This window comes from Acinetobacter sp. YH01005, assembly GCF_013420465.1.
GTDB lineage: Bacteria > Pseudomonadota > Gammaproteobacteria > Pseudomonadales > Moraxellaceae > Acinetobacter > Acinetobacter amyesii.
In genome coordinates this window covers 45,660-70,208 of record NZ_VOYA01000003.1, presented here as the reverse complement: position 1 = coordinate 70,208, position 24,549 = coordinate 45,660, and the positions used below count along the sequence as shown (strand labels likewise).

General features: G+C 42.3%; 25 protein-coding genes. 8 read left to right on the top strand and 17 right to left on the bottom strand.

Annotated elements, in window-relative coordinates; all coding sequences use genetic code 11:
- Positions 1–24: 24 nt before the first annotated feature.
- Positions 25–1,473, bottom strand: coding sequence for a 3-isopropylmalate dehydratase large subunit (leuC, locus tag FTT72_RS01880; protein WP_180010169.1), 1,449 nt, complete (start codon positions 1,471–1,473; stop codon positions 25–27).
- Positions 1,474–1,831: 358 nt separating this feature from the next.
- Here leuC and FTT72_RS01875 point away from each other — a divergent pair, with 358 nt between their 5' ends.
- Entirely contained in the window at positions 1,832–2,068 is a 237-nt protein-coding gene (locus FTT72_RS01875; protein ID WP_111884090.1) for a DUF2061 domain-containing protein, read from the top strand.
- Between the two features lie 128 nt (positions 2,069–2,196).
- Here the strand turns inward: FTT72_RS01875 and FTT72_RS01870 are convergent, their stop codons facing one another.
- Positions 2,197–2,406, bottom strand: a complete 210-nt coding sequence (locus FTT72_RS01870) for a hypothetical protein (protein ID WP_180024477.1) — start codon at positions 2,404–2,406, stop codon at positions 2,197–2,199.
- 469 nt (positions 2,407–2,875) lie between these two features.
- On the opposite strand from FTT72_RS01870, the gene FTT72_RS01865 reads away from it, so the two are divergent.
- A complete protein-coding gene (locus FTT72_RS01865) occupies positions 2,876–3,739 on the top strand; it encodes a LysR family transcriptional regulator (protein WP_078189725.1) in 864 nt (287 codons plus the stop codon).
- Between the two features lie 198 nt (positions 3,740–3,937).
- Here the strand turns inward: FTT72_RS01865 and FTT72_RS01860 are convergent, their stop codons facing one another.
- The 3 genes from FTT72_RS01860 to FTT72_RS01850 all read right to left on the bottom strand — a co-directional run bounded on the left by FTT72_RS01860 (position 3,938) and on the right by FTT72_RS01850 (position 5,500).
- The gene (locus tag FTT72_RS01860) at positions 3,938–4,180 is read right to left on the bottom strand and encodes a DUF2789 family protein (RefSeq protein WP_078189726.1); all 243 of its coding nucleotides are present in this window, start codon (positions 4,178–4,180) and stop codon (positions 3,938–3,940) included.
- 96 nt (positions 4,181–4,276) lie between these two features.
- A complete protein-coding gene (locus FTT72_RS01855; protein ID WP_180134486.1) occupies positions 4,277–4,750 on the bottom strand; it encodes a DUF2628 domain-containing protein in 474 nt (157 codons plus the stop codon).
- Positions 4,751–4,843: 93 nt separating this feature from the next.
- Complete coding sequence (locus FTT72_RS01850) at positions 4,844–5,500, bottom strand: HAD family phosphatase (protein ID WP_078189728.1); 657 nt, start codon at positions 5,498–5,500, stop codon at positions 4,844–4,846.
- Between the two features lie 181 nt (positions 5,501–5,681).
- Between FTT72_RS01850 and FTT72_RS01845 the strand changes: the two genes are divergently transcribed.
- From FTT72_RS01845 to FTT72_RS01830, 4 genes are all read left to right on the top strand, one after another.
- Entirely contained in the window at positions 5,682–6,161 is a 480-nt protein-coding gene (locus FTT72_RS01845) for an RNA pyrophosphohydrolase (protein ID WP_078189729.1), read from the top strand.
- A gap of 77 nt (positions 6,162–6,238) precedes the next feature.
- Entirely contained in the window at positions 6,239–8,536 is a 2,298-nt protein-coding gene (gene ptsP, locus FTT72_RS01840) for a phosphoenolpyruvate--protein phosphotransferase (RefSeq protein ID WP_180005299.1), read from the top strand.
- A gap of 34 nt (positions 8,537–8,570) precedes the next feature.
- On the top strand, positions 8,571–9,044 hold the full coding sequence (locus tag FTT72_RS01835; RefSeq protein ID WP_180006997.1) for a hypothetical protein: 474 nt from the start codon (positions 8,571–8,573) through the stop codon (positions 9,042–9,044).
- Between the two features lie 67 nt (positions 9,045–9,111).
- Positions 9,112–9,273 carry a hypothetical protein gene (locus FTT72_RS01830; protein WP_180048824.1) on the top strand — a complete coding sequence of 54 codons (162 nt, stop codon included), beginning with the start codon at positions 9,112–9,114 and terminating at the stop codon, positions 9,271–9,273.
- Between the two features lie 22 nt (positions 9,274–9,295).
- On the opposite strand, the gene FTT72_RS01825 is transcribed toward FTT72_RS01830, so the two are convergent.
- Together FTT72_RS01825 and FTT72_RS01820 are read right to left on the bottom strand one after the other, a co-directional pair.
- Positions 9,296–9,496: a hypothetical protein gene (locus FTT72_RS01825; RefSeq protein ID WP_180042069.1), complete on the bottom strand. Its 201-nt coding sequence runs from the start codon at positions 9,494–9,496 to the stop codon at positions 9,296–9,298.
- Between the two features lie 195 nt (positions 9,497–9,691).
- Positions 9,692–11,353 carry an acyl-CoA dehydrogenase family protein gene (locus tag FTT72_RS01820; protein WP_180177768.1) on the bottom strand — a complete coding sequence of 554 codons (1,662 nt, stop codon included), beginning with the start codon at positions 11,351–11,353 and terminating at the stop codon, positions 9,692–9,694.
- A gap of 91 nt (positions 11,354–11,444) precedes the next feature.
- Between FTT72_RS01820 and FTT72_RS01815 the strand changes: the two genes are divergently transcribed.
- Positions 11,445–12,053 (top strand): TetR/AcrR family transcriptional regulator, encoded by a 609-nt coding sequence (locus FTT72_RS01815; RefSeq protein WP_180134484.1) that lies wholly within the window; start codon positions 11,445–11,447, stop codon positions 12,051–12,053.
- A 597-nt stretch (positions 12,054–12,650) separates the two neighbouring features.
- Here the strand turns inward: FTT72_RS01815 and FTT72_RS16375 are convergent.
- Complete coding sequence (locus FTT72_RS16375) at positions 12,651–13,019, bottom strand: hypothetical protein (RefSeq protein WP_373686880.1); 369 nt, start codon at positions 13,017–13,019, stop codon at positions 12,651–12,653.
- A gap of 952 nt (positions 13,020–13,971) precedes the next feature.
- On the opposite strand from FTT72_RS16375, the gene FTT72_RS01805 reads away from it, so the two are divergent.
- A complete protein-coding gene (locus FTT72_RS01805) occupies positions 13,972–15,492 on the top strand; it encodes a catalase (protein WP_111884100.1) in 1,521 nt (506 codons plus the stop codon).
- Positions 15,493–15,574: 82 nt separating this feature from the next.
- On the opposite strand, the gene FTT72_RS01800 is transcribed toward FTT72_RS01805, so the two are convergent.
- The 9 genes from FTT72_RS01800 to hcaE form a co-directional block, all read right to left on the bottom strand.
- On the bottom strand, positions 15,575–16,630 hold the full coding sequence (locus FTT72_RS01800) for an MBL fold metallo-hydrolase (protein WP_180177767.1): 1,056 nt from the start codon (positions 16,628–16,630) through the stop codon (positions 15,575–15,577).
- Between the two features lie 60 nt (positions 16,631–16,690).
- Positions 16,691–17,632: a cation diffusion facilitator family transporter gene (locus FTT72_RS01795; protein WP_078192768.1), complete on the bottom strand. Its 942-nt coding sequence runs from the start codon at positions 17,630–17,632 to the stop codon at positions 16,691–16,693.
- Between the two features lie 230 nt (positions 17,633–17,862).
- Complete coding sequence (locus FTT72_RS01790) at positions 17,863–18,765, bottom strand: DMT family transporter (protein ID WP_180177766.1); 903 nt, start codon at positions 18,763–18,765, stop codon at positions 17,863–17,865.
- A gap of 436 nt (positions 18,766–19,201) precedes the next feature.
- Entirely contained in the window at positions 19,202–20,437 is a 1,236-nt protein-coding gene (gene hcaD, locus FTT72_RS01785) for a 3-phenylpropionate/cinnamic acid dioxygenase ferredoxin--NAD(+) reductase subunit (protein ID WP_180177765.1), read from the bottom strand.
- Positions 20,438–20,448: 11 nt separating this feature from the next.
- Positions 20,449–21,411 carry a 3-carboxyethylcatechol 2,3-dioxygenase gene (locus FTT72_RS01780; protein WP_180177764.1) on the bottom strand — a complete coding sequence of 321 codons (963 nt, stop codon included), beginning with the start codon at positions 21,409–21,411 and terminating at the stop codon, positions 20,449–20,451.
- 65 nt (positions 21,412–21,476) lie between these two features.
- Positions 21,477–22,295, bottom strand: coding sequence for a 3-phenylpropionate-dihydrodiol/cinnamic acid-dihydrodiol dehydrogenase (gene hcaB / locus FTT72_RS01775; RefSeq protein WP_078192772.1), 819 nt, complete (start codon positions 22,293–22,295; stop codon positions 21,477–21,479).
- Between the two features lie 2 nt (positions 22,296–22,297).
- The gene (gene hcaC / locus FTT72_RS01770; RefSeq protein ID WP_067763933.1) at positions 22,298–22,624 is read right to left on the bottom strand and encodes a 3-phenylpropionate/cinnamic acid dioxygenase ferredoxin subunit; all 327 of its coding nucleotides are present in this window, start codon (positions 22,622–22,624) and stop codon (positions 22,298–22,300) included.
- Positions 22,624–23,142, bottom strand: coding sequence for a 3-phenylpropionate/cinnamic acid dioxygenase subunit beta (gene hcaF, locus FTT72_RS01765; protein ID WP_180010270.1), 519 nt, complete (start codon positions 23,140–23,142; stop codon positions 22,624–22,626). The genes hcaC and hcaF overlap by 1 nt, the downstream gene beginning before the upstream one ends.
- The gene (gene hcaE, locus FTT72_RS01760; protein ID WP_067763943.1) at positions 23,139–24,506 is read right to left on the bottom strand and encodes a 3-phenylpropionate/cinnamic acid dioxygenase subunit alpha; all 1,368 of its coding nucleotides are present in this window, start codon (positions 24,504–24,506) and stop codon (positions 23,139–23,141) included. The genes hcaF and hcaE overlap by 4 nt, the downstream gene beginning before the upstream one ends.
- Between the last annotated feature and the right edge of the window lie 43 nt (positions 24,507–24,549).

Sequence of the window (24,549 nt, the reverse complement as noted above, 5' to 3'; positions counted from 1 at the left end):
GCGATTTGCTCCTATTAGCCCTGATTAGAAGGTACGAACGTCAACGAAGTGACCTGCAATTGCCGCAGCTGCTGCCATTGCTGGACTCACCAAATGCGTACGACCACCATTACCTTGACGACCTTCGAAGTTACGGTTAGACGTTGATGCACAGTGCTCACCCGGTTGCAACTTGTCAGCATTCATTGCCAAACACATTGAGCAACCCGGCTCACGCCATTCAAAGCCTGCTTCAATTAAGATTTTATCTAAGCCTTCTGCTTCTGCTTGTGCTTTAACTAAACCTGAACCCGGAACCACCATGGCTTGTTTAATCGATGCCGCCACTTTTTTGCCTTTGGCCACTTCAGCCGCTGCACGAATATCTTCGATGCGTGAGTTGGTACATGAACCAATGAATACACGGTCTAATTGGATATCTGCCAAAGCTTGACCCGCTTCTAAGCCCATATAGTTGTATGCACGTGTCCAGTCATTACGCTGTACGTCATCTTTGGCTTGTTCTAAAGTTGGCACTGCTTGAGATACAGGAATCACCATCTCAGGAGAAGTCCCCCAAGACACTTGTGGCTCAATATCTTCACCTTGCAATACCACAACAGTATCAAAATGCGCACCTTCATCAGACACTAAAGTATTCCAATACTCTACTGCAGCGTCCCACTGTTCGCCCTTCGGTGCATACGGACGGTCTTTCACATAGGCAATGGTTTTGTCATCGACAGCCACCATACCCACGCGCGCGCCACCTTCGATCGCCATGTTACATACCGTCATACGACCTTCGATCGACATATCACGGAACACTTGACCACCAAATTCAATCGCGTGACCTGTACCACCCGCCGTACCGATTTTTCCGATAATCGCTAAAACCACGTCTTTAGGAGTTACGCCTTGACCCAATTGACCATCAACACGCACCAACATATTCTTCATTTTCTTTTGAACTAAGCATTGAGTCGCCAATACGTGTTCAACTTCCGATGTGCCGATACCATGAGCCAAGCAACCAAATGCACCATGCGTTGCAGTATGTGAGTCACCACATACCACGGTCATACCGGGCAAGGTTAAACCTTGTTCAGGCCCCACCACGTGCGCAATACCTTGACGTACATCGTTGATGTCAAACTGGGCAACATCAAAAGTTTTACAGTTGTCATCTAAAGTTTGCACTTGGATACGTGAGGTATCATCTTCAATACCTGCAATACCTTCAGCACGCTCCTTAGTAGACGTAGGTACGTTATGGTCTGGCGTTGCAACATTAGCGCTTAAACGCCACGGTTTACGACCTGCAAGTTGTAGCCCTTCAAAGGCTTGTGGAGAAGTCACTTCATGCAATAAATGACGGTCGATATACAATAATGAAGAGCCATCATCTCGCTGTTTTACTAGATGGTCATCCCACAATTTGTCATACAAGGTTTTTTTTATTTGGGTTTCCGCTTTTTGGGTTTCGCCTGCCATGTCGATTTGCTCCACTGGACTGGGTAAATTCTTTCGTTAAATCGATTATAACCACGTATTCACATAAATCTAATTTATCATTTTTATTAGTTTAAAAACTTATAGGAATGATATTTAACTGCTGATTTCCGCTACATTTTAAAGACCATTAATGCGTTTAAAACACGCTCACTTCAATACTTTCAGCAGATGAAACTTTAGAATTTTCTCCGACTTTTTTGTTCACTGTCTGCCATTATTTAAACAGTAATTTAAAAATTCAATGATCATAAATCGAATTTTCTCTTTTACATTGCAAATAAGAATCATTATTATTAAATCATTGCCAAGATTTATCAATTTAACAAGGAGCTTTTTCATGGCACACATTAACAAGTTCGTCGAAAATAATCAGCGCATGTTCAAAAAAACCTTGAGCTATTACATCATGCATATCACGGTTGCGATGTTGGTTGGTTATTACGTGACAGGCAGTATTGCAATGGCCATTACATTAAGTTTACTTGAACCAACTGTTCAAGCGGTTGCCTTTTTCTTCCATGAAAAAGTCTGGGAAAAGAAAGATAAAGCTGTAGAGGAAAATATCCCCGCTTAATCCAATCCTGCTCCTTGTAAAAAACCACCATAACGGTGGTTTTTTTAATGACCTTAAAACGTTCTTTTACTCTATCCACTTTAACTTTCTATTCATTTCATCCTATAGATTCAATTGTAGACAGAACATCAAAGCTTGGTTTTTTGCTGTAAGGCCAGCTGATCATGCGCCTCAACCAATTGTTCTATCGCAAGAATTAGTTTGTTTTTTGCCGCATTACACTCGGCAGCTGCACGGTTTTCGTCGTCTTCATCATCTGCGATTTCATATATCGCACAGCGCTTTTCGACTGTCCCTTCAAAAATATCCAATAAATTTTTAATGTGTTTAATATCCATCGCCTTCTCCCTGTGAGGTACAACATTGCTAATCGATGCAGCCATGACTGTACCTGTTGCTATAATTATTCACTGAAAAGTATGTTCCCCAAGCCATCAAAACTTGAGTTCATTTTTTTGTTTTAGTTCAATACTGAATTAAAAAGAAACGTCATCGCTCCTCTTTAATTCAAACGGTTGAATTACTTTCCAGCCCTGTATTTTTTATATTATGCATAACTCTGGTTTCGGTTTAAAAAATAACTTTGTAACAGCGCATTTGAGCTGAAAATGTCACAGCCCAATCTTAAATCATGCAGTGACCAAGTACTCAAATAACACTATTGAACCCTGAAAATCCCCTCAGATTTAAAGCGTCATCTGGCTTGAACGCCTAGTTTTAAATCAAAAGATACAACTTTTCCTTTGATTTATTCTTAAAATATTATAACAATGAGACTACGCATAAAAATTCTTTATAGGAATGAAGATGAATCTCGCAGCCTTTGAAGCCTTTGTAAAAGTCATGGAAACTGGTTCGATCTCTTTGGCAGCAGATCAGCTCTTCATTACGCAACCTGCTGTGACCAAGCGTATTCACAGTTTAGAAGAATACTTCGGTGTCAAACTTTTTGAATCCGCGGGTCGTGGTGTTCAAGCGACGCATGCGGCAAACTCTCTCTTGCCAAAAGTAAAAAGCTGGCTGAATGAATTGGGTGATATTCACCATACGCTCAGCCATGAGCAAGGTCAGGTTCAAGGTAAACTGAAAATTGGCACTAGCCATCATATCGGCTTACACCATTTACCGGCACATTTGCGTCAATATGTACAACAGTTTCCAGAAGTGACCTTAGATGTACACTTTGTTGATTCTGAACAAGCCCATGAGCAAGTTTTAGCTGGCGACTTAGAGTTGGCTTTTTTGACTTTACCGCCACAAGGTGACAGCCGTTTAAAATACATCACGACATGGAATGATCCACTGGTATTCGTGGTTGCGCCTTTCCATCCTTTGGCGCAAGTTGAGCATTTAACCTTAGAAGATTTGATCCAGTACCCAAGTCTTTTGCCTGCGGCGCAAACCTATACCAGTCAAATTACTTTGGCTGAATTTGAAAAGTATGGACTAAAACCAAAAGTCACCATGAGCAATAACTCACTTGAGTCGATTCGTATGTTGGTTTCCATTGGTCTCGGTTGGTCAGTCCTTCCTAAAACCTTATTGAACCAAGATTTAAAACAACTGAATTTACCTTCAAACATGAATCGTCAATTGGGCATGGTATGGCACCCAGGCCGTACTCAGTCACTTGCTGCACAAAAGCTGGTTGAATTGATGAAACACATCTAATTCATTTTTTTGCCTACAAAATTCAATTATTAATCAAGCCACCGCTATGGTGGCTTTTTATATTCATCTGTTTAAGCATTTAGAAAAAGCGAATAATTTTCTATATGTTGAATGGTCGCTTAAATTTCTTTTGCATTAAAAATGGGATCGCCTATTTCAGCCGATCCCATTAAAAAACCCAAGGAAGACCTGTCGGTTTTATTTCGTCAATGAATCTTCATGTAATGATTCATTCAATTGATCGACAATAATCGCCCATTCACCATCTGACTTAATTTTTTCGGCCAAGAACTGACGCTGAGCATCTGTCCAATAGTCTGCTTCGGTAATTTTAGTTTGGGCACTGAGTTGATGCGTCACGATAAATAAAGCAATCGCGTCTTCACTCGAATCTAAACCCAGTTGTTCAAATAGATGAGTCATGCGTGGACGTACACTCATTGTCATTCTCCGTGTTAAAACTTATTGTTTATGGATACAAAATTATTCTGTTTTAAGGATATAACACGGAACGGACACGCACTCAATTACAGAATTCTACAGCGGTGAAAATTGAATAAAAGGCAAACTGAGCATAATCATCACGACCGATTGAATAAATACCAACAATAAAGGCAGCCCCCAGTTCACTCCGCCTTCTTCAGCAAACACCTGCTCACTATATTTCGGCTGCTGCATATAGGCTTTGGTCTTTTGCACAGCAAAATCGCTATAAAGCCGCTTTCCGATCCCTGCGAGTACGGCGTTAGGAATCAATGACAGCCCCATCAAGACCTGTTCAGGCACACCGATGATGAGCGCCAACATGCTAATCAAAAAACCAACCGCAAAGAATAAGAAGAAATAGCGATACATCTTCCGATAGAGTAACCAATAGGGCCCAAAAATTAACCCCGCCCAACTCAGGCCACTGTTGTGCCCACCTTGTTGTTCTATGAACTTTAAATAAGATTGAGCACGTGGCCCTATAAAGATTTGAATTAAATGTTTAAAAGAAGTTTCTGTCTGCATATGGAGCGATAGTTCAAATAAGTGAGCCGAAGTTTAATCAAAAGAACGTCAAATAAAAAAGCATCTCAAGATGCTTTTTTATCATATCTATTTTTAGGCTTGAATTGACCAGTCTTGAATGTCCCAACCTTGTTCTTTTGCTAGGACTTCTAAACGGTCATCTGGGTTAATTGCAAAGGCATGATCGGCATATTCCAACAGGAAACGATCATTAATCGAATCTGAATAGGCCCAAGACTCTGTCACATCACGACCTTCTAACCATTGATTCAAGCGGACTAATTTGCCTTTTTGATAGCACGGAGTATTGATCACTTTACCCGTATATTTACCATCCACAACTTCGGCATTGGTTGCAATGATTTCAGTAATACCAAATTCACGAAAAATCGGTGCGGTAATAAAATCAGACGTTGCGGTGATCCCGACCAATTGATGCCCTGCATCTTGATGGCGCTGAATGGCAGCAAAGCCCTCTGGACGCATTTGCGCACGAATGACTTTTTTCATAAACAACTGATGTAACTCAGTTAAGTAGGCATTGTCATGTTGAGTTAAAAACTCAAATACAAATTCATTATAAGCAATCGGGTCAAGCTGGCCTTTTTTATAATCATCATAAAATTTATCATTCATGGCACGATGATGAATTGGATCAACCAAGCCTTCATTGACCAAAAACTCCCCCCAAGAATGGTCTGAGTCGGTATTTAATAAGGTGTGATCAAGGTCAAACAGTGCCAATTTCATGAAAATACTCGTAAAAGCTGAAATTTAAGAAAAAAATTGTAAATCTATCTCCGCTAGTCGATAGAAATTCGTTAAGATCATAACAATTTTAACATTTTTACACTTTGCTTTTTCGAGATGGACACAGAAATAAACGTCCCCGTGAGCAAAGTCATAAATTACACAATATTTAGGTAGCCAAATGATCGATTCAGAAGGTTTCCGACCCAACGTCGGGATCATTTTGGCAAACGACATTGGACAAGTTTTATGGGCAAAGCGCATTGGTCACAATGCCTGGCAATTTCCACAAGGAGGTATCCAACATGGAGAAACCCCCGAACAGGCACTTTACCGTGAGCTGAGAGAAGAAGTTGGCTTACTGCCCGAACACGTCCAGGTGATAGCACAAACCCAAGGGTGGTTGCGCTATCGTTTGCCACATCGGTATATACGTACGGATTCAGACCCCGTTTGTATTGGTCAAAAACAAAAGTGGTTTTTATTAAAACTGACGGCTTCGGCACAGCATATTCAGCTGGATTTGTCAGACCCACCAGAGTTTGATCAATGGCAATGGGTCAGCTATTGGTACCCTTTGGGTCAAGTGGTGAATTTTAAACGCGATGTATATCGTAAAGCCATGGTGGAGCTGTGCAATCAGCTTCCGCAAAAACCGTAAAAATTTGCAGAATGGATGCAGATTTTTAGGATGAGTGTTGTTATAAATAAAGCAGAATAAATTTTGGAGCAGACACGATGTCGAACATGCAACTGGATACCTTAAGACGCATAGTCCAAGAGATTAATGCGTCGGCCAGTTTGCATGAATCTTTAGACATTATGGTCAATCAAGTGGCCGAAGCCATGCATGTGGATGTCTGCTCAATCTACTTGCTTGATGAACGAAATCATCGTTATTTACTAATGGCTTCTAAGGGTTTAAACCCTGAAGCCGTTGGGCATGTCTCTTTGCATACCAGTGAGGGTTTGGTCGGCTTAGTTGGACAACGTGAAGAAATCGTCAACCTTGATAACGCACCGAAGCATGAACGCTTTATGTATCTGCCAGAAACGGGGGAAGAAATTTACAATTCCTTCCTCGGTGTTCCGGTAATGTATCGCCGTAAAGTTATGGGCGTCTTGGTCGTTCAAAACAAAGAACCTCAAGACTTTAGCGAAGCTGCCGAATCCTTCCTCGTGACCCTATGCGCTCAGCTTTCAGGGGTGATTGCCCATGCACATGCCGTCGGGAATATTGAAGTCTTTCGTAAACCAAACAACCTCCCTGCCTATAAAACTTTCCAAGGTATTTCAGGTTCAGGCGGTATTGCGCTAGGTCGTGCAGTCATCCTGTATCCACCTGCTGATTTGGCTTCAGTCCCCGATCGTGAAGCCGATGACATCAGTGAAGAACTCGAATTACTCGACAATGCCATAGACGCAGTTCGTCAAGAAATTTTGTCTCTCGATGAAAAGATGCAAGATGCCCTCATGGCCGAAGAGCGGGCATTATTTAGCGTGTTCTTGCGGATGCTCGATGCCAATGCCCTCCCCGCGGAAATCAAAAGTGAAATTCGTGACGGTAACTGGGCACAAGGTTCGGTACGCATTGTTATTGATAAACACATTGCGCTCTTTGCACAGATGGAAGATGACTATCTCCGCGAACGTGTTTCAGACTTAAAAGATCTAGGGCGTCGTATCTTGGCCTTTTTGCAAGAAGCAGATGCCAGTCACCGTGAAATCACCGATGAAAGCATTTTAATTGGTGAGGAAATTTCTACGGCTGCCTTGGTTGAACTCCCTGTCGATAAAATAGCGGCGATTGTAACCACTGAAGGTGCCATGAACTCACACATGGTGATTGTGGCACGTGCCCTCGGTATTCCAACCGTAGTCGGTGTGACTGAACTACCAATTAATACCCTCGATGATGTCGAAATGATTGTCGATGCACATCAAGGTCGTGTATTCATCAATCCACCTCGTCGTTTACGCACACGTTATAAAGAGATTCAAAAAGAAGAAGAGCAAATTGCTAAAGATCTGAAGCAATACGAAACCAAAGATGCCATCACCCCTGACGGTGTTGCGGTTCGATTGTTTGTAAATACTGGCTTGATGATCGATGTGGTTCGCGGTGTACAACGTGGCGCCAAAGGTGTCGGTCTATACCGTTCTGAAATTCCATTTATGCTGCGTGATCGCTTCCCCGGTGAAGAAGAACAGCGCGCTATTTATCGTCAACAGCTCAGTCATTTTGCCAATAAACCAGTGGTGATGCGTACCCTCGATATTGGTGCAGATAAAGACCTTCCTTATTTCTCGATTGAAGAAGAAAACTCAGCACTAGGTTGGCGTGGAATTCGCTTTACCCTCGATCATCCTGAGATTTTTTCAGCCCAAATTCGTGCCATGCTCAAAGCCAGTATTGGCCTGAATAACTTGCATATATTGCTGCCGATGGTGACCAGTGTCAGCGAAGTCGAAGAAGCGTTGTATTTGCTCGATCGTGACTGGCAAGCGGTGCAAGAAGAAGAACAGGTGAAAATTACCAAACCCAAAATCGGCATCATGGTCGAAGTGCCGAGTGTGCTGTTACAGATCGATGAGTTTGCTGAATTGGTTGACTTCTTCTCGGTCGGATCTAACGATTTAACTCAATATTTACTTGCGGTTGACCGTAATAACCCACGGGTTGCCAATGTCTATTCACACTCACACCCAGCCGTACTTCGTGCGCTGACTCGCTTGGTGCAAGAATGTCATAAATACGACAAGCCGATTAGTATTTGTGGAGAAATGGCCGGTGATCCACTCACAGCTATTTTACTGATGGCGATGGGCTTTAATACCCTATCGATGAGTTCGAGTAATATCCTCAAAGTCCGTAAAGCCATCTGCCATGTGCCGATGCCAGATGCAAAAGAGCTCTTGGATCGTGCTTTGAGCATGAATAATCCACTGATGGTGAAAAGCATGATGGAGTACTACTTCAAGACTCATGGTCTTGGTGATATGGTGAAATCGGCAACCCGAATCGTGAGTGCTTAAGAACACTCATGTAAAATAATAAAATGAGGTGATGATGGATTTTTTATTTTTTCTGGCTTTTGTCGCCATTGCCTTTTATATGACAAAGATCCATCCGCAACTCAAACAAAAAATGTTAGAGCTGCAACACGATACACCGATTGAAAAAGTATCCTCAACTCGACCTAGACCGTCCCAAGCACAACAAGTCAATATACGCCCAACCAAGCCAACAAAATCCAAAGCTCCGGTCAGCCGCTCTCGTATTCCCCCCTTACTCGGTATAGAAATTACTGCGTCACAGCAGCGCCGCTTAGGTAAAAATGATCCATCGGTGCTGGCTGCACAGCGCGCCAAACAGCTAAATCAGACGCAGCACAGCGACGCAACATGGTTTGAGCAATTGACCAGTCAGGTGGAACACGTACTTCAGCAACCTAATAACGCCGTAAAACATCAAAGCACAGCGTCTAGACCACAACAAAAATCCACATTCAACAAAATGTTTGAAGACTTATTTTCAAAATAAGCGGTGTTTTAATGTTCAATATTTCAACTCAAAACCAATGCTTTAAATCCTGCATGGAACCACCTAAATGAACGTTGGTATCTTATTATTCAACGAAGTTGAAGTCTTAGATGCTGCGGGGATTTCTTCGGGGATCAATGCATCTCTTTATATTGTGGCCAAATTGCATGGCCTAGAGATTGCGAAGCGAACAGTAAAACGTATGGAATATGATGTGAACTTTGTTTAAGCAGATGCTGAAGCCGAATCATTTAGTAGACTACAAACTGAGAAAACACACTGAAATAAAAAGGGAGATAATCATTCGAATATCCCCCTTTTTTGTGCTTTGCATAGCCACGTTTTGCATTTTTCTTTCGATCTACAAAAGTTTGGCTTTTGTTAAAATCGTTCATGTGTTTTGCCACAAAGTTGCGAACTTCAACTTCAGGCAGGACTTTTTTCTTTGCCATTTGCATTCACCTTTTTGCCTATACAGCACCCTCGTGCTGTAGTGCATATATTGGTCTATTTTTAGATTTTTTCAAGCACTTTCCTATGGCTTTTTGATACAGCGTAGTTAGCCCCAAGGCCATAAAAAAATTGCTTTGCCACATTATTTCTCTCTCCCTAACCCTCTCCCATTGAGAGAGGGAAATACGTTGTATTTAGCTAGCAAAAGCCCGTTCTAATACTCGCTCTACATCGACCTTTTTAGCATCCAGCATGCCCACCACTTGCCCATGTTTCGCACTATAGCGGCTTTGAATAAAACCATTTGCTACATAATCAGGCGCATAGCGTTTCAATAACACCGCTTGTGCAAGTACCGTTAAACGACTGACCAAACTGCGCCCCATAAATTGTAAATCTTCAGGTGATTGATGGAACAACCTGAACAAGTCCTGCAATTCTGTTTGCAAGCTTTCATCTGTACTTGCTGTACTCGCCAAATCTTTAAACAGCACTTCAATAGATTCAGGGTCATGCCCAATCGCACGCAGCACATCTAGGCACATGACATTGCCTGAACCTTCCCAAATGGTATTCACAGGTGCTTCTTTAAAGATACGCGCCATGATGCCGTTATCGACATAGCCATTACCACCAAAGACTTCCATCATCTCACCAGTTAGTTCGACTGCACGTTTACAAATCCAAAACTTAGCTGCTGGGGTCATGATGCGTTTCCATGCCACAGACAAAGTATCATCCGATTCATAGCACTGCGCCAAATGGAAACTGAGCTGCGTCGCTGCTTCACTTTCTAAAGCCAAATCTGCCAAGACTGCACGCATAAGCGGTTGATCAATCAAATGTTTACCAAAAGCCTGACGCTGACGGGTATAGGCAATGCATTGCACCAAAGCTTGACGCAGCATGGCGCTCGAACCGACCGAACAGGTCAGACGGGTGTAATTCGCCATTTCAATAATGGTTGGAATGCCACGCCCTGCCTCACCAATCATAATGCCCCACGCATTTTTGAATTCGACTTCCGAGCTTGAATTACTGCGGTTACCGACTTTTTCTTTTAGGCGTTGCACCTGAATATTATTCTTGGTGCCATCTTCCAACCAACGTGGCACAAAGAAACAAGCCAAGCCATCTTGTTCGTTTTTTGCCACCACCAAATGCGCATCACACATCGGTGCAGAGAAAAACCATTTATGCCCCGTGAGTAAATAAGCTTTACCTCGTCCTGTTTCTGCCACAGGCACAGCTATAGTTTCATTAGCACGTACATCTGAACCGCCCTGCTTTTCGGTCATGCCCATACCGAGCCAAATCGACTTTTTCTGCGCAATCGGTACATCGCGTTCATCATATTCAGTCGATAGTAGTTTCTCGCCAATTTTGGCCCACAGTTCAGGTTCGCGCTGAATGAGTGGAATACTGCCGAGCGTCATGGAGTTTGGACATAAATTGCCGCACTCGACCTGACCTGCTAAATAAAAACGTGCTGCCCATTCCACCCATTTTGCCTTGGAATTTGGCTGATTAAATGGATGTGCATGGGTATCAAACTGGCGGTTGAGCCCCATCCATTTATGCCATGAAGGATGAAACTCGATAAAGTCAGTACGGCGACCTCGCGCATCGAAGGCATGTAAAATTGGGGTATGTTTGTTGGCTAAAGCCCCATGCTGAAAGTATTCACTCGAACCTGCCACTTTGCCCATTTCGCATAAAGTCGGCTGATCATGGCTGCTGCAGCGTTTTAAGATTTCATGTAAAACCGTATCGCTTGAAAATAGATTGTAGTTTTCTAGTTCATCAAATTGGTTGCTGATTTGATGCGTCATCCATGGCTGTTCTAATGTATTCATCGTCTATATTTTCCACTTGTTCTTGTTGGCTTTTCATTTCAGTATAGAGAAAATTTAAAGCATAGACGTTCGGTTTTCAGCGCTTAACAATATGAAGAATTCAGCCATTCAGATACGGCGTAAGCCGCGTCAATCGCGTGCAAAGCTCACGCAAGAAGCCTTACAGGACAGTTTTGTTCGGCTTTTGCATGAGCGCCCTGCCAGTCAAATTACCATTCGGGAAATTACCGACCTTGCAGGCGTTGGCTTAGGGACATTTTATGAATATTTTTCCAAGAAGGAAGATTTGATTGCGCTAACCATTCATTTGCATGTGAAACACAATGCTGAACAGATGAAAACTTATGCACAATCGCTGATCAAGTTATCCACAGATTTGGATTTTCAAGAGTATTTACAGCAAATCATCCACTTTCAAATTGAGCAAATTCAAGCGCAGCAGTTTTTATGGTCACAGGTGTTTTTATTGGAACGGCGGATTTCAGATATTGAAAGTTACCGTAAAAGTTATGTCATGATGGTGCAAATGTGGCAACACATGCTTAAGCCTTTTATAAATAACGAGGAAAAGCTCAAGCCAATGGCTTTAAATATACAAAGAGTGTGTTATGGCTTTGTGTCGCAAAGCTTGTTGATCGTACCCAACTTTACTGAATGGGATGAATTAAAGCGAGATATAATTCATATGTTGCGCGATTAGACTTCGCGGACAAGTCTAATGACGTTTCAAATGCATCGGTGAATAAAATAAAGTCATGTTATTTACAAAAAAAACCGGCTCTTAAACCAGTTATTTTAGATATTTAGGAAATTCATTTTTACGGTAGAAGAAAATCATTCATCACTTGGTTCATCCTTCAATAAAAGTGCTTTAGAAGTTATGCTTTTATTGCCAGCTTACTTATCTCATTTATACGCCTTTGCAATGCTGGCCAGTTGTAAGCTCTTTAAAAATTCAGCCTTATATTTTGGACTATGGCCTAATGCACCCCGATGATAGCCATTTGGGATCGCCTGATAGACTACTGGCAATTTTTATTTGCACAATTTCTGGTAATAACTTTGAGTACCAAGGTGATCGACTAAATGGTCTGCGGCGCCTTAAACAAACATCAGTGTTACGGTTAGGGTCTTATATTCAATCGACTGCCGTTTTAAATAGCTTAGGGATGGCCTTAAGTCTGAATTTTTTAAAAGATTGGCTGAGGTGCTTGTTCTAACTCAGTTTGTAGTTCTGACAAACAGCGTTTACGGGCCTGATTTAGTAAAGACTGCATATCTGGACTAACCTGTTGATCTACATTGATCGATCTGCTGCGGCTGCTCCCAACAACATGATTGGGAAAAATGCCGCTACATTGGTATCTAGATTTGGATTGGTTTGTACGTATTCAGCAATGCCTTCGTATTGATAACCTCCCGGTGCCAAGGGTATTGCAGCTTTAAGATTCAATTCAAGCGCATCTTTTTGTCCCTGAGCTGCAACCGCAATAGCAGCTGCACCACCTTGACTATGCCCCATCTCCATCCAGTCTTTATTAAATTGCTTCGGCTTGCAAGAATGCAGTGCATGTACAGAATCCACCACATTATAAACTTGACTGGGTGCATTTATATAAGGATGTATTCTCGGTGTACCCAGTCCTTGATAATCTGTTGCAACCACTACATAGCCATGCCTCAAACAACTGTCGATTGCACCATCTATGACTAGTTACAAACTATATACAGGCCCATTGTATAATCACTTGAAGGAGCACTTGTATCAGCCACACGAGTCGTGCCATGTGCTCATGCCAATACGGTCCAGTCTTGTTTAAGTGCTTATCCATTTGGGAGTAAAATATATCCCGAGGTCAAAATGGGTTCGCCATTAACCCCCTCAACTACGATATGCGATCACGTAAGGTTGCCTAGTATGTTGATATGATGTAGGAATCGATTCAAGCTGGAGTGACAACACCTGACCTGACAACAATAAAGATAGGTGTGCCAACTAGCATCACCCCATAAAGAATTTATTTACAATTTTCTAAAACAACTTAGACCACTTGCCAATATTTCTTCAGCTGTATTTTTAGCTTATTTTAAGTATTAAATAATGTCTTTAATGTTGAAAATCTCTGCAATATTAACAACATAAAATGTCTTTCATTAACTAGAATCAGCTAAAAAACCTATATGAAGGCAAAAAACCATAATAAAAATATGGATTTAATTAGTTCGTCCTCTTCTACCTATCATAGCAACATATTTGAGTTTAATTCATGGATAAAATATTAAAACAAAATATATAAATAAATAATATAAATTCAATAACTTAATCAATCGAATTAACCATTTATACAAAACTATTTTTCCATTTGTCAAAAGCCACAGAAAGCTTTAGAGTCAATAAGTATATAGAGATTTTTAAGCTTTTAACGGCTACAGTTTTATAACTTCTCTTCGATTGATTGCTGCTTGAAAAATTTTAGAATAAGAGAAAAACTGTTGTCACATTGTCACTTTAAAATGAATTAACAAAACGGTTAATGTCATGTGCTGTTGAGCGTGTTATCAATTGAAAGGTTATAACTCCCAACTTTAATACATGATTATAATAATGGAGATACTCAATGAGCGACGACGTTAAAAAATGTCCTGTCACCCACCTAACAACTGATGCTGGTGCTCCTGTTGTAGATAATCAGAACAGTATGACGGCAGGTGCACGTGGTCCTTTACTTGCCCAAGACCTATGGCTTAATGAAAAACTCGGTAATTTCGTTCGTGAAGTAATTCCAGAGCGTCGTATGCATGCCAAAGGTTCTGGTGCTTTCGGTACGTTTACCGTGACTAACGATATTACCCAATATACCCGCGCTAAAATTTTCTCAGAAGTTGGTAAAAAAACTGAACTTTTTGCTCGTTTCTCTACCGTAGCGGGTGAGCGTGGTGCTGCAGATGCAGAACGCGATATTCGTGGTTTTGCCCTTAAATTCTATACTGAAGAAGGTAACTGGGATTTAGTTGGTAATAACACCCCTGTCTTCTTCCTACGTGATGCTCGTAAATTCCCTGACTTAAACAAAGCAGTAAAACGCGATCCTAAAACCAATAAGCGTAGTGCAACTAATAACTGGGATTTTTGGACTTTACTACCTGAAGCTCTACACCAAGTTACTATTGTGATGTCTGACCGCGGTATTCCAGATGGTTACCGTCATATGCATGGTTTTGGCAGTCATACTTTCAGTTTTATTAATGCCAATAATGAACGCTTCTGGGTTAAATTCCACATGCGCACTCAACAAGGCATTAAAAACTTAACCGATGCTGAAGCTGAAGCGATTATTGCCAAAGACCGTGAAAGCTCACAAACCGATCTGTTCAATGCAATTGAACGCGGCGATTTTCCAAAATGGAAAATGTACGTTCAAATTATGCCTGAACTTGATGCAGAAAAAGTACCTTATCACCCATTTGATTTAACCAAAGTATGGCCTAAAGGCGACTATCCGTTGATTGAAGTGGGTGAATTCGAACTCAACCGTAACCCTGAAAACTATTTCCAAGATGTTGAACAAGCCGCTTTTGCACCAAGTAACTTGGTGCCGGGCATTAGCTTCTCACCTGACCGTATGCTGCAAGCGCGTTTATTCAACTATGCTGATGCTGCACGTTATCGCGTGGGTGTAAACCATTACCAAATTCCTGTAAATGCACCACGTTGCCCTGTTCATTCCAACCGTCGTGATGGTCAAGGCCGTATGGATGGTAACTATGGTGCAACACCGCATTATGAACCAAACAGCTTCAGCCAATGGCAAGAGCAACCACAATACAAAGAACCACCATTGAAAATTACTGGTGATGCTGACTTGTGGGATTATCGTGAAGATGACAGCGACTATTTCAGTCAACCACGTGCATTATTCAACTTAATGAATGATGAACAAAAACAAGCATTGTTTAATAACACTGCTGGCGCAATGGGCGATGCACTCGACTTCATCAAATACCGTCATATCCGTAACTGTTACGCATGTGATCCAGCTTATGGTGAAGGTGTTGCAAAAGCATTAGGCTTAACTGTAGCGGATGCGCAAGCTGCTCGTGCAACTGATCCAGCTCAAGGTAATCCTGGCTTGCTTTAAGTTTTATCTTTGAATAAAAAAACCACCTTTTAAGGTGGTTTTTTCTTGGCATTAAATATTCCAATTAACTTCTAATTAATCCTTAAACAATCAATTTTTTGCCTTCATGCATGGTTAAAAATGGATTCATTAACTTTGACGTTTTACGCATGGCTTGATGTAAGTCATGTTCAGGTTGGTCTCTAGCTTCATCAGTCAACTGAAAAGTCCGATAATGCATGGCCAATGAACATTTAGACTGTAAGTCTTTATGCGCTTGAAAAGCCTCTTCGGGATTCATGTGCAAATATTTCATTAAACGACGTGGCTCATAAGCCCCAATCGGCAATAACGCCACACGCGGTGCGCCTAAGCGTGTATGAATTTGCTTGAAATGTGCGGCATAACCGGTATCACCTGCAAAGAAGAAATGCCCTGTGCTATGTACGATAGAAAACCCGCCCCATAAGGCATGATTTTGATCGCGCCATCCACGCCCTGAGCCATGCTGTGCCGGCGTATAGACGATGCGTAAATCTTCAAACATTTCCGATTGCCACCAATCAAGTTCAATGACATTGAAGTGTGTTGGCAAATAATAAGCGTTGCCTAAACCAGTATAAATCGGCATAGCGAATTGTTCATGCAACCAATTTAGACTTGCCAAATCCATATGATCATAATGATTATGGCTCAGTAAAACCCCATGAATTGTAGGTAATTCTTCTAAGGCAATGCCTGCAGGACAAGCACGTCGTGGTCCAGTCCCTTGACGTGGGCCTGCATACTCCGCCCATACAGGATCGGTCAAAAAATTATATGGCCCAATTTGAATTAGCACCGTAGCATGCCCAACAAACCATACCAACCAATCATCCATTTTAGCCAAAGGTCGATTTTGCGGAATGCTGCGCGAAGATGCAAAAAACTGTTGGTATTCTTGCTCACGATCTACTTTCCACGTGTCGCTTTTACGCGTCATGATCCATTTCAGCATATCTTTACGCGTAAACGCATCTGGATTTCGAATGGTATTAAAGAATTTTTCCCCATTAAAATGGTCAGTTGCCAGATAATCAAATACAGGCTTCGTCCACGTATGTTTCATACAGCGTTCAGTACTGATTTGAAATTGTGCTGATTGAGTTTTTTGATTCATGTGTATTTAAAATTCATTCACTATGCTGACAAACCTTGCAAAGTATTTAACCTCGCAGACCTATTGATCAAGACGACCTTTCATGCGCTCAAGCCAAACCTTCCGAGATTGAGGCTTGACAAAGAGTGCCACAATTTCAGGATGAAGCTGTTTAATTTGTGCTTCAATTCTGTTGACACAAGCTTCGATATCATCTGACGTTAAATTATCTTTAAATTCAAGACTCAAAGATGCCAAAACTTGATGTGCACCCATCTGTTCTGTTAACACCCCATTGGCAGAATGCACTGCTGGATCTTGCTCTGCAACCATCAAGACATTATGCCTCAACTGCGGGTCTGCGGTTTCTCCCATGAGCAATCCTTTAGTCTCACGTGCAAGTAAGATCGCTGAAATAGCGAGCACCACACCAATTAAAATCGACGCCAGTCCATCGAGCATTGGCATATTCAGCGCGTGTGATAAATAGATACCGATCAGGGCAATAAACAGACCAATCAGCGCTGCTGAATCTTCAAATAACACGGTAAATGTCGTCGGATCTTTACTGCGTCGAAATGCTTCAAAATAGCCCTGTTTCCCTTTGATTTTACGAAATGCTTTCAATGCCACAAACCAAGAGGTCCCTTCACACAAAATCGCAATACCTAATACGATATAGTTAATCATCGGATTTTGCATTTCTTCGGGGTGATAAATATGACTAATCCCTTGATAAATCGACACGATCGCACCTAAAGCAAAGACCATCAACGCCACAATAAAAGCCCAAAAATACAGCTCTCTCCCATAACCAAACGGATGGCGTGCATTTGCTGGCTGCTGCGATTTTTTCATACCGTAGAGCAGTAAGATTTCATTTAAAGTATCAACCACAGAGTGAATAGCTTCACTCAACATGGCCGAACTATTCGTGATGTAGGCAGCGACAAACTTCACCAGTGCAATCGCTAAATTGCCGAAGAGCGCTGCATATACCACGATTTTGTTAGATTCAGACATTTAAAATTGTCCTAAATTTATTTTTATCAAACAGATCTATTTGATTTTATAGCTCATTCCATAGTACTCAAACTGACTGTAGCTGTTGTTTGTTATTTTGTTGTTTTTACACCAACTGTCGATTGTTTCGACAATGCCATCATGTTCCATGTGAAACACGCTCTTTAGCGCAAAGGTATAGAAAAAAAAGGAAGCCGCAGCTTCCTTATAATTCTGTAGATGTACACGGTTCAACGTACTTTATTAAAATATTGCTCGCGCCACTCTTTCCAAAAGTACATCACAATACCAAACATCACGACCACGATTCCAACAAAGGCATTGGAGCTAATATATTCACTGTTCAACGTCGCTCCCAAAACCAATGCTATGACAGGTGTCATCACATTACTGAGTGACACCGTTGATGCCGCCAAACGTTTGATCAGCCAGAAGTAACACAGCATTGCCACAATAGATGACATGATCATGGTAAAGACAAAACCTATCATGGCACGGCCACTTGGCAATTCGGTTGGAAAATGCTGCCAGATAAAAGGAATAATGAGTATCGATCCTAAAGCAGAAACAATCAGGGAACCGGTTGCCTGTGACATCGGCTTTAACGGTGCATTAATCTGCTTCACCCAAAAAATCGAACTAATATACGACACCATGCTGATTAGCATCAGTACAACGCCAATTGGATTGACTTTGCTATCAGCAGAATCTGCAAAGACAAAAGTTAGACCACCCACTGCAACCGCCATGCCCAACCACTGCAAAGCGACCAATTTATGTGTTTTTAAAATTACATGCCCAATCAAACCGGCAATTAAGGGTGAAAAACCAAAAATCAGTGCCATTAAACCTGAGGTGAGATAATTGGCTGCCAGATAAATAAATAACTGTGCGCCAATCAAATTCAAACTCCCTGCCACATAACTTTTTAATGAGGTTTCATCAAACGGCAAAGGATCACGCATCAATTTCAACAAAAACAGCGCAATAATAGATGCACCGAAGTAACGGATAATCAACACCCACATCGGATGTATTTCCTGCACACTCCACACAATCGCGAGCGGCGTCGTCGCCCAAATCAGTACCAAAAGAGCATATATACTTGCCGTCAGCGGCAGTGAAGATTTCATTTCATTCTCAAATTTGATTGTTCTAACGACTTAACCTGAAACCCACTATTCAGATCTGGAACTACTCGTAAGACCAGTAACTAATAAAGTTTAAGACCAATTATTGTTCTCCCCTTTATCAACTAAATTGGAGGCGGTATGAATGCCACCCGATCGTTTGGGGTATATGGACTTCTCTTCAAACGATCAATAATCTCCCCTAACCCCTCTTTAAAAAAAGAGGGGGAACCATCCAAACGAAATCCATTCTTCACAAAGACTACTCCCTCCTTTGAAAAAGGAGGGCTGGGGAGGATTAAAACCGTTGAATAGATCTACATAAGCTAAAACTGTATACATGGACTACAAAAATAGCTTTATTAGTGCGACGCTAAAACTAAAGACATAAAAAAACAGACCTACGTTACCGCAAGTCTGCTCCTCTTAGACATTCAGCTTACTTTACAAGTTTACGTAAATCTTGGCTTAAATCTAAATATTTATCCGCTTCAAACGTCGCATTCTTGCTAATCAATTTTTTCAAATGACGCATCTCTTTCGCAGCATTTACAGTGATACCACCCACGATTACACCGTCAGTAACACCAAATAAAACAAATGATGATTCTGCAGCTAATTCAGGATTTACTTCACCACGTGCGATCCATTCCTCAGCAGCCATATCACCTACAAATTGGTAGTTAATATTGAGCTGATCCGTCCAGAACCATGCTGGATTTGGCGTTGGATGTTCAACATCCATCACATGACGGGCAAAAATACCCGCTTGAAGGTTGGCATTTTCCCATGTTTCCACGCGGCGATGGTTACCACAGTCACGAAGCTGAGTTGCCACATCGCCAGCTGCATAAATATCAGGATGCGAAGTTTGACAGTTTTCATTCACTTTAATGGCAAGGTCAACATCTAAGCCAGCCTCAGCAGCAAGCTGTGCATTTGGCACAATACCAATACCGTAAATCACCGCATCCGCACGCAGTTCTTCACCCCCTTCAAGGGTAATAACCACTTCTTCACCATCGAGTTTGCAATCTGCAATGGCCGTTGAAAGACGGACATCCACACCTGCCAGACGTTGCTGAGCCAATAAGAATTCGCTCAACACGCGTGGAGATGAACGACCCATCACCATTGGACCCATTTCAATGACAGTCACTTCACAGTCTTTAGAACGTGCAGAAGATGCAAGTTCCAAACCAATCACACCACCGCCGATCAATACAATACGGCGACCCGCTTGTAAAACAGGGACAAGCGCTTGCGAATCTTCAAGATTACGCAGGGTATAAACGTGCTTACCCAAAGCATCAAAGTTTGGTAAACGACGAGCAGCACCACCTGTTGCAAGCAATAACTTATCAAATGCAATGCTTTCGCCATTTTTGAGTTGAACAGTTTTCGCTGCTGCGTCAAGGCTGATCACACCATTACCACGAATATGCTCAACACCCAAATCTGCCAGTTTTTCTTCTGACAAAATTTCAATTTTGGTGTCTTCAGGTTTTAAAATCACGTCTTTTGACAAAGGCGGACGTTCATAAGGAAGATGTGTTTCATCACCCACCAAAATGATTTTGCCTTCATACTTGTTCGCACGGAGTTCTAAAATGGCGCTAGCACCAGCTTGACCAGCTCCAACAATAACGATGGTTTCGATACCATTTTGGCTCATGGGTATATTCCTTATTTCAATTCTGCAGATACGATGCCGAAGCCCGCAATCCACTCACTAATATCTTCGTAGCAATGTATAGTCATATCGTATTCGCCCACTTCATGCAGTGCAGCAAATGCAGCCATCCAAGAACGAACTTCTTGACCACCACGACCGCCCTCGGCACGAATTTCAGCTTCAGTCATCGCTTCAATGGCAGCAAAGTCAGCTTTGGCGAACGTTGCGAGGAGTGCGCGGTCCCATTCAGGATTTAAAGGCACAGCCACAGAGGTATCACCCGCCGCGAGTTTTTGGCCGACAGCAATGATTTTGCCTTGACGTGTATTACGTGCCTCTTCAGTTGGGTTACGACCTGCAATCAAGAACTCTTCCACTTCAGGTGGAACTGAACCCATTTGCGGTGTTGGTGGATCATGTGAAAGACCACCTGTACCCAAAATCAATACACGTTCATTTTCGAGGTTCAATGATTGAATAAACTGACCGACTGCACGACCCAAAGCGACTGTACGCTTAGTTGTCGGCATCGGTGCAGCAGCACCATTGATAAAAATTGGAATCGTTGGATAACGATCAAGCTTGCCACCACAAAGGAAATGTAATGGTTGAGTCACGCCATGATCTGCTTGCATACGGTATGAGTACGCAACATCAACACCTTCATCCAACACACGACGTACTAAATTCACTGCAGTTTCTTCAGGTACGTTGATGTGATCATTGTCTTTACCATAATCCCAGTCACCTGCGGCTTTGGCACGAATACCCACGCAGAAACTTGGCATCAGGTCATAGAAGAAACCATTGAAATGGTCTGGACCAAAAGTAATGATCAATGTTGGATTATAGTCTTCAACTTCTTTCGCAAGTTGGGCAAAAGTTTCACGAACTTTTTCCTCTTTATATTTCTCTTGCGGAGAAGCAAATTTCATCAGGGGACTGTGCGATGCACAAATGAGTTTAACGGCCATGGGTGACTCCTAAACGGAAGGCAGCCAAGACGGCTGCCGAGTAAGTCCTTTACGTATTTGGCGAATTAAATCTCGTCAAAGAAGCCAGCACGTGGTTGACGTAAACCACGGATACCCAGACCACATTCAGCATTAATTAAAACACCAGTTAATGGGCGGTTGTTTTGACGAGAAGCCAATAACACGTATGAACCAGTCATATCTTCAGGTTCGGGTAAGAAATTGAGCGGCATGCCGCGTGCAATCTTCTCAGGATCGCGTGCATCGAGTAGACCGAGGTTTTCTTGGCCTAAAGAAGCAGCACCTTTGATGTTTACATTCATACCCGACGGAGCAACAGCGTTCACTCGTACTTTAGGCGCAAGCTCGTAGGCTAATTCTTTCATGATCCCAACGCCAGCATGCTTAGACGCTGTGTATACAGGGCCTCCGCCTGCCGAATACAGTGCTGAGTTAGACAAAGTAAATATGATAGAACCTTCCGAAGCTATCAATGCATCAAGTGCAGCTTTGGCACCTAAGATGAGAGATTTGGTGTTAATACCCATAATCTCATCAAAAGCTTTTTCCAGCTGTTCACCCGATGTATTGACGATATCTGCGTAATGATCCCAGATACCTGCGTTTCCGACGAAACAGTCAAGTTTGCCATAATGTTCTACAGTTGCTTGAACTGCACGAACATTATCCTCATAGCTGGCTACATCTCCTGCGATCGCAAGCACGCGGTCACCAAAATGTTCTTTCAATGCATCAACTTTCGATTGAGAACGTTGAAGAACAGCAACTTGTGCACCTTCTTCTAAGAAACGTTCAACCAATGCCCAGCCTAAGCCTGAACCACCACCGGTAATAAGTGCAACTTCGCCTTGTAGCCAACCCATGATTACTCTCCTGCCATCTCTACGTATAAAGCACCATCTTCAACAATCACAGGGAATGTCTTGATAGGATCTGTTGCTGGTAAGCATAATGCTTGACCAGTTTTCAAACAGAATCGAGCCGAATGAAGTGGACATTCAACAGTGCCATCATCTTCAAGGTAACCTTCAGACATTGAAGCATTACCATGTGAACAACGGTCGTTCATCGCGAAAAATTCGCCATTGTTGTTGAATACTGCAAGCGCATCGATACCGTTAACGCCGCAATCTACTTTCAATGCTTCGCCTTCGTCTAATTCGTCAACTTGGCAAACAAAAATCTTATTCATTAGAAGAACACGCTCAGGTTATGTGAGTTGTAAGTCACCTGATCAAGGGTAATCTTACGGTTGAAGATTTCGAAACCTTGCTCAGTGTCAACTTTGCGGATCTTGTCGTGACGCTTACCACAGTAGATTGTTACATCTTTCTCTTTCTGGGTACGGTACAACAAGTACGTTACGTAAACGTCGTATTCGCCTTCAACTTCTGTCGCTTCAACAATCACATTTGAAACCATGTGTGTTGTACGTGAAGGAGGTTCTTCAGCCCAAGCCATACCTGTCTCTAAACGAGCTACACGGCGTTCCAACAAATCTTTAGTATCGTTAAATACCCAAGTTGTTGGCGGCTCAATCGAACGACGACGGTCACGTGTTTGCGCGTTTGGTGTGGTGCGAAGCGTATAAGAAATATCTTCCGCTAACACAGCCAACCAATCACGGAACTTCCAGTCATCAAGAAGCTTGGCTTCTTGATAAAGGAACTGACTAATTTGGTGATGGAGTTCTAAACTAACTTGACTCATTTCATAAGCTCCTTCTCATATTCGTCAGCCGCAGCTTCAACGTCTTCCCATTTTTCATGAATCAATAGGTCAGCCCAACGACGGTACATACCGCGCGCTGCAGTTTCAGAGAAAATGTAGTTAGTGATACCCGGGATACCATCTTCACGTACTTTCTCGTTACCTTTACCCATTTCCATAATTAATTTGTTTTGACGGGCTTTATAACCACGTAAAACTTTTTGAATTTCAATCCAGTTCTCAGAGTCATCTTGCTCAAGGAAACCAGCAGGACCAAATGCACGTGTTGCAGAACGTTCGAATGCTTCTTTCACTTCTTGAGATGCTTCAGCGTCTGCAATACAGAATGCCCACACTTCAGTTTTGTTTGGACCACGTGGGTGCCATACACGAAGCGTTGCAGTACCGTTCAACCAAGACAATGTTGGGAACATGGTGTTGTGACCTGCAAGACGAAGTGCACGCACTTCACCAAGACGCTCTTTAACTTCATCAAATGTTTCACGGAAGTAGTTCGCTACTTCACCGTCTACCCAAACGTTTGCATCTGGTTTTTCAGTAAAGAAGAAGCCTGAACCATGACCGCGTGAACCATATTGAATCGCGTCTTTCGCAGTTTCCCAAACAGGACGAGCGGTTTGTGCAGCACCTAATTTCTTAGATGATTCGTCATCTGGTTTTGCACCCAATACTTGGATCGCAGATGCGTGAGAGAACAATGCGTGGTATTGGTCAGATGCAAACTGTTCAGCTGCAAATTTCCAGTTACACTCGATTTCCCACTTGTGTACACCACCGATAATTTCTGTACCACCTGGACGACGGTCAAGAACACCATCTAAATACCAAGCGATATCGCCCATGTATTCTTCTAGGTCAGGTGTAGTTTCATCCCAACAAGCGAATACTAAGCCTTTGTATGATTTAACACGGTTAACTTCAACAAGACCCCATTTCTCTTTGCAAGCACCGTGCGGGAACGCGCGGTCTTCAAGTGGGATATCTTTTAAAGAACCATCAATGCCGTAAGACCAGCCATGGTACGGGCAAGTAAATGCACGTGTATTACCACAGTCTGCGAAGCTCACACGCATAGAGCGGTGACGACATTGGTTTAAGAATGCTTTGATTGAGCCGTCTTTTTGGCGTGCCACGATAATCGGATCTTCACCCATGTAGGTATTGAAGAAATCGCCGGCTTTAGGAATTTGGCTCTCATGGCATAGGAATAACCATGTACGACCAAACACACGTTCTAATTCAAGTTCGTAAATGTCTGGATCGGTATAGATAGATGGCGTGATACGTCCATTTTGTGCATCGACTAAAGCATCGATTTCGCGCACATCAATTTTTCCACTCATGAAAAGCTCTCCTGTGACCAGTAAGGCACAAAGTAATAGACTC

Excerpts from the sequence above, each read along its gene's own strand:
- hcaC (WP_067763933.1), bottom strand. The coding sequence starts at position 22,624 with ATGAATAAGATTTTTGTTTGCCAAGTTGACGAATTAGACGAAGGCGAA.
- FTT72_RS01860 (WP_078189726.1), bottom strand. The coding sequence starts at position 4,180 with ATGAGTGTACGTCCACGCATGACTCATCTATTTGAACAACTGGGTTTA.
- FTT72_RS01850 (WP_078189728.1), bottom strand. The coding sequence starts at position 5,500 with ATGAAATTGGCACTGTTTGACCTTGATCACACCTTATTAAATACCGAC.
- FTT72_RS01805 (WP_111884100.1), top strand. The coding sequence starts at position 13,972 with ATGAGCGACGACGTTAAAAAATGTCCTGTCACCCACCTAACAACTGAT.
- FTT72_RS01795 (WP_078192768.1), bottom strand. The coding sequence starts at position 17,632 with ATGTCTGAATCTAACAAAATCGTGGTATATGCAGCGCTCTTCGGCAAT.
- FTT72_RS01865 (WP_078189725.1), top strand. The coding sequence starts at position 2,876 with ATGAATCTCGCAGCCTTTGAAGCCTTTGTAAAAGTCATGGAAACTGGT.
- FTT72_RS01830 (WP_180048824.1), top strand. The coding sequence starts at position 9,112 with ATGAACGTTGGTATCTTATTATTCAACGAAGTTGAAGTCTTAGATGCT.
- hcaF (WP_180010270.1), bottom strand. The coding sequence starts at position 23,142 with ATGAGTCAAGTTAGTTTAGAACTCCATCACCAAATTAGTCAGTTCCTT.
- hcaB (WP_078192772.1), bottom strand. The coding sequence starts at position 22,295 with ATGGGTTGGCTACAAGGCGAAGTTGCACTTATTACCGGTGGTGGTTCA.
- hcaD (WP_180177765.1), bottom strand. The coding sequence starts at position 20,437 with ATGAGCCAAAATGGTATCGAAACCATCGTTATTGTTGGAGCTGGTCAA.
- hcaE (WP_067763943.1), bottom strand. The coding sequence starts at position 24,506 with ATGAGTGGAAAAATTGATGTGCGCGAAATCGATGCTTTAGTCGATGCA.
- FTT72_RS01800 (WP_180177767.1), bottom strand. The coding sequence starts at position 16,630 with ATGAATCAAAAAACTCAATCAGCACAATTTCAAATCAGTACTGAACGC.
- FTT72_RS01815 (WP_180134484.1), top strand. The coding sequence starts at position 11,445 with ATGAAGAATTCAGCCATTCAGATACGGCGTAAGCCGCGTCAATCGCGT.
- ptsP (WP_180005299.1), top strand. The coding sequence starts at position 6,239 with ATGTCGAACATGCAACTGGATACCTTAAGACGCATAGTCCAAGAGATT.
- FTT72_RS01825 (WP_180042069.1), bottom strand. The coding sequence starts at position 9,496 with ATGGCAAAGAAAAAAGTCCTGCCTGAAGTTGAAGTTCGCAACTTTGTG.
- FTT72_RS01780 (WP_180177764.1), bottom strand. The coding sequence starts at position 21,411 with ATGGCCGTTAAACTCATTTGTGCATCGCACAGTCCCCTGATGAAATTT.
- leuC (WP_180010169.1), bottom strand. The coding sequence starts at position 1,473 with ATGGCAGGCGAAACCCAAAAAGCGGAAACCCAAATAAAAAAAACCTTG.
- FTT72_RS01845 (WP_078189729.1), top strand. The coding sequence starts at position 5,682 with ATGATCGATTCAGAAGGTTTCCGACCCAACGTCGGGATCATTTTGGCA.
- FTT72_RS01790 (WP_180177766.1), bottom strand. The coding sequence starts at position 18,765 with ATGAAATCTTCACTGCCGCTGACGGCAAGTATATATGCTCTTTTGGTA.
- FTT72_RS01870 (WP_180024477.1), bottom strand. The coding sequence starts at position 2,406 with ATGGATATTAAACACATTAAAAATTTATTGGATATTTTTGAAGGGACA.
- FTT72_RS01820 (WP_180177768.1), bottom strand. The coding sequence starts at position 11,353 with ATGAATACATTAGAACAGCCATGGATGACGCATCAAATCAGCAACCAA.
- FTT72_RS01835 (WP_180006997.1), top strand. The coding sequence starts at position 8,571 with ATGGATTTTTTATTTTTTCTGGCTTTTGTCGCCATTGCCTTTTATATG.
- FTT72_RS01855 (WP_180134486.1), bottom strand. The coding sequence starts at position 4,750 with ATGCAGACAGAAACTTCTTTTAAACATTTAATTCAAATCTTTATAGGG.
- FTT72_RS01875 (WP_111884090.1), top strand. The coding sequence starts at position 1,832 with ATGGCACACATTAACAAGTTCGTCGAAAATAATCAGCGCATGTTCAAA.